Raw genomic sequence first — 6,919 nt, 5'->3', positions numbered from 1 at the left:
GGTTACGGGTGTTGTATCTGGTGAGGTTACGGGTGTTGAGGTTACGGGTGTTGTATCTGGTGAGGTTACGGGTGTTGTGGTTACGGGTGTTGTATCTGGTGAGGTTACGGGTGTTGTGGTTACGGGTGTTGTATCTGGTGAGGTTACGGGTGTTGGATCTGTTGGACTGATTGGTAATGTGTTATTTTGCGGATTTTTATTTGTCGGATTTTCTGTTGACGAGTTTTGAGTTGGTGTTAGGGTTGAACTAGAATCAGCACCAACGCTATTATCCTCACTGTTTACTTTGTTGTTGTTAGTACTTGGTACACTCTGTTGGTTAGTATTTGTCGAGGTTTGTTCTGTTTTGCCTGAAGAGTTTGCTGAGGAATTTGAAGGACTAGGAGTTAACTGCACAATAGAGGGGTTATCAATTACTCCCTCGCCTTTTATCGGTGCCTGTGCTTTCAAAGCCGCAGCAGTTTCGGCTTGAACACTGGTAATTGCAGGATCGGGCGTAGGCACAGGACTCTGCCTGTTCAAATCAAGTTCCCGAACCATTTGGCTCGTTTCATAAAAATTTCTGAGATCAAAATCATATAATCTCTGAAATTCGCCTTTAATTATAATCACCATTTGTCCTGCTTCCAACACCTGAGTTCGAGAAGCTTTCTTGTTAGAAACTTCAATGCCGCTATTTGTCAGCGCACCTACAATTGTGGTGTCTGTTTGTTGGTCGTAGCGTACAAATAATGCTGAACCACGAATTGCTGCTGCTGCATTTGGTGTTTGTATACGTGTTTGCCCCTTTCCTGGTGGGATGAGCAACAACACAGTCCCATTTGTCAGTTTAAAGTCACGAGTCTTTGGCAAAAATTGAAATAACGCCTGTTCTCCAACTCGTGCTAAAGAGCCATCATTAAAACGCAAATCTGCGAGAGAAGCTCGACCAGTTGACAACCCGTCTCCAGGGGTCATTGCATCTAATTTGCGTGCAGGACGTTTCTTCAATTTATCTTTGGGTATCAGTTGTACGATGTTGCGGAGGTTCTGAATCTCTGCTCGCGTTAGAGGAGTTGTAGCGTTTACCCGATTTGGTAGAGGCAGTACTATAAGTCCCCATAAACCAATCACCAATAATGGAAACGATTTATAAAACATAGTTTGACAAATTTTGACCTTCAACTAATATCATAAAAATTAAATTTTAAGCTAATGCTAATTGTTGTAAGAGTTTTTTAGGTAAATTAATTTAAATTTTAATTTCGATTTAATGCATAAAATAGATAATAAGTGAAATAAATAACTCAAATTTGATTTTTGAAAACACTCAGTACACATTTATTGCTTTTTTTCCTGTCTACTGTTCCTTCTCTAAGTAAGCAAGTTCATGAATAAAATTGGATTACTGATTACTATATGTACTTAGTATGTATTTAGTTGATTTAACTTTTACTGCTAAAGATGAAATTGTATCCAATAAAGTCTGTAGCATATTTAAAAGTTAGTATTTGATATAAATAATTAAATCAGAAGTACCTTACATATAATCCTTTATAATCAGTTCAGTTAGAGGATCATTAATTATGAGGGACAATAACTTTTTAAAAATTTATTGTTAAATTACCCACTAGCTGTATTTCACTAAAATTTAAACAGCAATTTATCGGAACATCTCAGTTTGACAAAAAAATCTGGGGAAAAATCCGAAAAGCAGTAATTTTAGTTTGTAGTTTCAGTATATACCTACAAAGCTAAATATAGATACAATCAACTGTATCTTTGTAGTCGGAACTTCTAATACAGCTTGTGGGTCTACATTTGCCAAATGCAATCAATGCGATCTAACCAGATGCGACTCAAGAACTGGAAAAATTTGTTTTTTTGTATTTTGTTAACGTCCAGTGGTGGAAGCTGGTGTTGCATTAGAGTAGATGCGTCAGAATCTGCAATTACAGATGTTTTGCATCCTAATCATTTAGCAACTATACAGTTAACTCATGAGCAGTTATGTCATAAGTTGGAGCAAAAAGCAATTAACTCTTTGTGCAAGCTGTCGAGTGAGTCACATACTTTAGACTCTCAGATGCCGTTAAATCTAGCACAGCAAACACCAGAAACGACTCAAATCCCAGATCAAACCGAAGAACCTATAGATACTCAAAAGCAAAATGAACCACCACAGCTAGAATCTCCACCAAATAATTTGCCCATATCTCCTTCCGACTCAAAGGAGCAACTATTAAATTTACCTGAGGGAGAGTATTCTCAAAGGCGAGATAGGTTGATAGAACTGCTACGATCGCCAAAACAACCGTTTGAATCTAATAGCGATCGCGAATTGGGGTTACGGGTGCGGTTACGACCCCTAGAACAACAACCCTTAGAACAACAGCTACCACCACCAACAGAACAACCTGTACCTCAGTTTAAACCTATTGGTTATCTACAAGGACGTGTCGGCTACTTCCAAACGAATAACATATTTTCATCAAATGATAGTCCCATAGAAGATGGTTTAATTATTTCTGGACTGACATTAGCCTCTACATATTTTCCTTTAGGATCTAAGACTTTTTTAAATGGCTCAATCGATGGCAATCTGATTCGTTATATAAATCAGTCACAATATCATTACAATCAGGTGAGATTCAATCTCAGTCTTTACCAGCAGCTATCCCAACGAATGTTTGGAGAAATCCGTTGGAGCAATCAACAGTTATTTTATGCCAATAGCAGCGATCGCCCCGATAGCTTCAAAGCAGGCGATCGCTTTTTAAATGAAAATTCCCTACAGCTATCTTTGGGACGCCGAGATCCCCTAACTTCAAGATTAACCCTAGATAGCTTCTACGAGTTGAGTGTAAATTTTGCCGATCCCCAAAGTCGTAATCGGATAATCAATTCCTTTTGGGTATCTCTGAACTACTACTTGCAAAAGCCTCTCCAGGTTGGTGTTGACTACCAAATGAGTTTATCAGACTTTACACAGCGCGATCGAGAAGACGAATTTTATCGACTATTCGGACACTTAAATTACCAAATATCCGATACCATTTATATGAATGTCCAGGCTGGAGTAAGTTTAGGTAGTTCAACCGCCGAAAACATTGATTTTGATGGTTGGTTCTTCAGTATTAATTATGGTTTGCAATTAGGTCGGTTTTGAAATTTGTCATTTGTCATTTGTCCTTTGTCATTTGTCCTTTGTCCTTTATTAAAAACTAATGACCAATGACCAATGACCAATGTGATTTATCCTTTATTAAAAACTAATGACTAATGACCAATGACCAATGACCAATGACCAATGACCAATGACTAATGACTATAAATAAGAAATCCAATCACTCCAGCTACCAGCATAAAGTTTACCCTTGCTAATACCAGCTAATTCTAAAGAAAGTAAATTCACACAAGCAGTAACGCCAGAACCGCAATATACCAATATTTCTTCGGCTGTTTTTAGCTTTTCCCAGCGACGGTGTTGTTCTTCTGAGGGGAGTAGGTAGCCGGAAGAGTCTGTAACTTCTTGCCAGGGATAGTTGACTGCACCGGGAATATGTCCAGCAATTCGATCGATTGGTTCTCGTTCGCCTTGGTAGCGATCGCTCTCTCTTGAATCTACCAATACTACCTCATGGCTATCTTTCCAGCTTTTCACGGCTGTAATATCTACCACCTTTTCTGTTTGTACTTGAGCGACAAATCTAGCCATCCGCGGGGGAGGAATAACATCTGTGACAGAATATCCAGCTTTTTGCCATCCAGCCAAACCGCCATCTAGTACTGCTACTTGCTCATGTCCTAGATAGCGCAACAGCCACCATAGACGAGCCGCAAAGGCAAAGCGCGAATCATCATAAGCTACAACTAAACTTTTTTGGTAATTTACCCCAATCGCTGCCAATTTGTTAGCTATATCATTAGGGTTAGGTAAAGGATGTCTCCCGCCATGCTTACCCACTGAACTGGAAAGATCCTGATTCAAATCTAAGTAATACGATCCCTCTATATGACTTGTTTTATACTGTTGTTTTCCTAGTTGTGGATCGGCTAAAGAAAAGCGACAATCCACAATAACGACTTGCGGATCTTTTAGATGTTCAAACAGCCAAGCTGGCGAAACAACAAATTGGGGACTTGTACTGAGCGAAGCCGAAGTATTGGGCATTAGTCATTATTTAGTTTTTTTGTAAGATGTCAGACTTAGAGAATTTTACACCTAAGTTAACAGCAGATGGTTCTTTCACCTTTGTCTCTCAAGAGTTTGGTGAATCCTTTCACAGCCATTATGGAGCTACGCAAGAAAGTTTTTGCAAGTTTGTGGAACCTACTCAACTGGCTACAGCAGCGCGAAAACCGATCTTGCGACTATTGGATGTTTGTTATGGTCTAGGATATAACACAGCTGCTGCTTTGCAAACTATTTGGGCAGTGAATCCTAGTTGTTGTGTTGAAGTAATCGGTTTAGAACTGAATCCAGCGGTGCCACAAGCGGCGATGGCCCATCAGTTGTTCGACAATTGGAACTGTAACTATATTGAAATTTTGAAAAAGCTAGCTTTTAAGCATCAAGTACAAACACCTTGCTTGAAAGCGAAGTTACTGATTGGTGATGCTAGAACTACAATTGCGCTAGTACGTCAGTCGGGTTTCTGGGCAGATGCAATTTTCCTCGATCCCTTTTCACCACCACAGTGTCCTCAATTATGGACTGTTGAATTTATTCAACAACTCTCATTGTGTTTACATCCAGATGGTTTATTAGCCACCTATTCTTGTGCTGCTGCTGTACGTACAGCACTTTTGTCTGCTGGTTTGGTTATATCTTCTACCCCACCCGTAGGAAGGCGATCGCCTGGTACTGTGGCAACACATTCTCAAAATGCTGAGTCTAAAGACGACTCCCTATTCACTACCCTTTCAGAAGTTGAAAAAGAACACTTGCTAACTCGTGCTGCTATTCCCTATCGCGATCCTCAATTGAGCGATCCAACTGAAGTCATAGTCAGGCGGCGACAACAGGAGCAAGAAACCTCTTGCCTAGAACCTTCCTCTCATTGGCGAAAAAGGTGGTTATTGGGAACACAAGGTAGGGATTTTATGGGAACTAGTTTGTAGTTTGATTACAATATCATACAATATGCTACGTCTATGGACTGCAAGCCTAATTCAACGAGTTTTTACGAGTCAAATAGCTTAACTATATGTTAGTATTCAATATCACATCATATTTTACGGTACTAGATTATTCCTATAACTGAGTAAAAAAATTATATCTAAATGATTACTATAAAGACTTGAAACTCAAAATCCGATATTTTGATATAAATTGTTCAATTACAACGGTTTCTGACGCCACGAGGCTAAAAAATCTCCGTAAAAAACCTGATTTAACATTTGTGATAATTTATAATACTGGAATTAAAAGCAAAAAATTTGACAACAAGATACATCTTGTTCGTAACATAAAAGATAGATGCTGCGAAAAATTCCATCCGCAGCTTGACATCATCCATAATCCATATCGAAATTCTGACTCAGATACAGTCAAATCTTAAATTTGTTTTTAAAATCTAACGCTGTTAACTAACTTGTGCAAAAACTTGGAGTGCCTTTGTGATTCAATGGAAATCCAACCATACAGGCTTTACAGAAAAAATTGTTAATGGGTCAAACCCCATTAGCACAGTGAAGAGTATCGGTTCAAATCATGCTGTAGAATCGCAAAATGCGGAGGGTTATTCTTTAGGCTTATCTCAAGGAGACCTTATGCTTGAAGATAGGCAAGCAATGTTTTCTTGGATAAAATCTGATGTTAATTGTGATGAAGATTCATTGGTCTCTAGAACACTACAAGCCAAAGGTTCTAAAGTGAATGGGTTTGATTTAGATCCGCCGAAGGTTTTAGTTGTTGACGATCATGCCGCCAGCCGGATGACTGCTGTTGCCCTCTTGGGGATGGAAGGATATGAGGTGATTGAGGCGGACACTGGGTCTATTGTTGTGGGATTGGTAACTCAAAAACAACCAGATTTGATTTTGCTGGATGTCATGATGCCAGGAATGGATGGATTTGAAGTGTGCCAATTGCTTAAACAGGATGAGCAGACTAGGCTAATCCCAGTAATTTTTATTACAGCGTTAAATGACAGGCGATCGCGCATTCGGGGAATTGAAGTTGGGGCAGATGATTTTCTCACCAAACCCTTCGATCGGGTGGAACTCGCAGCGCGTGTAAAGTCCTTGGTGCGGCAGAAGCGTCTGAACGAAGATTTAGACCATGCCGAACAAGTACTGTTTTCCATTGCCATGTCTATCGAAAGTCGCGATCCCAATACAGGCAACCATTGCGAACGTCTAGTAAAACTGGGACAAGTTTTTGGTGAATACCTCAACCTCACACGCTATCAAATTCGAGATTTGATGTGGGGTGGTTATCTCCACGATATTGGTAAAGTGGGTATTCCCGATGCTGTGCTGCTAAAAAAAGGCAAACTCACCCCCGAAGATTGGCAAATTATGCAGCAGCACGTTTTGATTGGAGAAAAAATCTGCCAACCACTACGCAGTATGCGCGGTGTAATTCCGATTATTCGTCATCACCACGAACGTTGGGATGGTTCAGGCTACCCGGATCGACTCAAGGGGGATGATATTCCTTATCTTGCGCAAGTATTTCAGTTAATTGATATTTATGATGCCCTGACTAGTGAACGACCTTACAAAAGAGCTTTTACTTCAACAGAAGCCCTTTTAGTGATGCAAGAAGAAGCTGATTCTGGTTGGCGTAACCCCAAACTAATGCAGCAGTTTGCAGAGTTTATTTGCTCTTTTCAGGAAAATGGGAAGACTGAGGAATAGGGAGTAATGATTTGTAGCTGCTGTAATGAACGCTAATTTGCATTATTATAATCTCTGCTTTTTATGAGTAAAA

At 39.7% G+C, this 6,919-nt stretch carries 5 protein-coding genes; 3 read left to right on the top strand and 2 right to left on the bottom strand.

Annotated elements, in window-relative coordinates; all coding sequences use genetic code 11:
• Positions 1 to 1,140 (bottom strand): FecR domain-containing protein (locus tag RMZ95_RS31865; protein WP_409884306.1); only part of this gene is annotated, 1,140 nt, incomplete at its 3' end.
• Between the two features lie 691 nt (positions 1,141 to 1,831).
• On the opposite strand from RMZ95_RS31865, the gene RMZ95_RS31860 reads away from it, so the two are divergent.
• The gene (locus RMZ95_RS31860) at positions 1,832 to 3,148 is read left to right on the top strand and encodes a hypothetical protein (RefSeq protein WP_322683989.1); all 1,317 of its coding nucleotides are present in this window, start codon (positions 1,832 to 1,834) and stop codon (positions 3,146 to 3,148) included.
• A 159-nt stretch (positions 3,149 to 3,307) separates the two neighbouring features.
• Here RMZ95_RS31860 and RMZ95_RS31855 read toward each other — a convergent pair whose 3' ends face one another.
• The gene (locus RMZ95_RS31855; RefSeq protein WP_322683968.1) at positions 3,308 to 4,153 is read right to left on the bottom strand and encodes a sulfurtransferase; all 846 of its coding nucleotides are present in this window, start codon (positions 4,151 to 4,153) and stop codon (positions 3,308 to 3,310) included.
• A 26-nt stretch (positions 4,154 to 4,179) separates the two neighbouring features.
• Between RMZ95_RS31855 and RMZ95_RS31850 the strand changes: the two genes are divergently transcribed.
• The gene (locus tag RMZ95_RS31850; protein WP_322683969.1) at positions 4,180 to 5,103 is read left to right on the top strand and encodes a tRNA (5-methylaminomethyl-2-thiouridine)(34)-methyltransferase MnmD; all 924 of its coding nucleotides are present in this window, start codon (positions 4,180 to 4,182) and stop codon (positions 5,101 to 5,103) included.
• Positions 5,104 to 5,601: 498 nt separating this feature from the next.
• A complete protein-coding gene (locus tag RMZ95_RS31845; RefSeq protein ID WP_322683970.1) occupies positions 5,602 to 6,846 on the top strand; it encodes a two-component system response regulator in 1,245 nt (414 codons plus the stop codon).
• The last annotated feature ends 73 nt before the right edge of the window (positions 6,847 to 6,919 follow it).

This window comes from Nostoc sp. DedQUE07, assembly GCF_034530975.2.
Lineage (GTDB): Bacteria > Cyanobacteriota > Cyanobacteriia > Cyanobacteriales > Nostocaceae > Nostoc.
Note: the sequence above shows the minus strand (reverse complement) of the source record. Positions and strands in the feature narration are given on the sequence as shown.

Excerpts from the sequence above, each read along its gene's own strand:
- RMZ95_RS31850 (WP_322683969.1), top strand. The coding sequence starts at position 4,180 with ATGTCAGACTTAGAGAATTTTACACCTAAGTTAACAGCAGATGGTTCT.
- RMZ95_RS31855 (WP_322683968.1), bottom strand. The coding sequence starts at position 4,153 with ATGCCCAATACTTCGGCTTCGCTCAGTACAAGTCCCCAATTTGTTGTT.
- RMZ95_RS31860 (WP_322683989.1), top strand. The coding sequence starts at position 1,832 with ATGCGACTCAAGAACTGGAAAAATTTGTTTTTTTGTATTTTGTTAACG.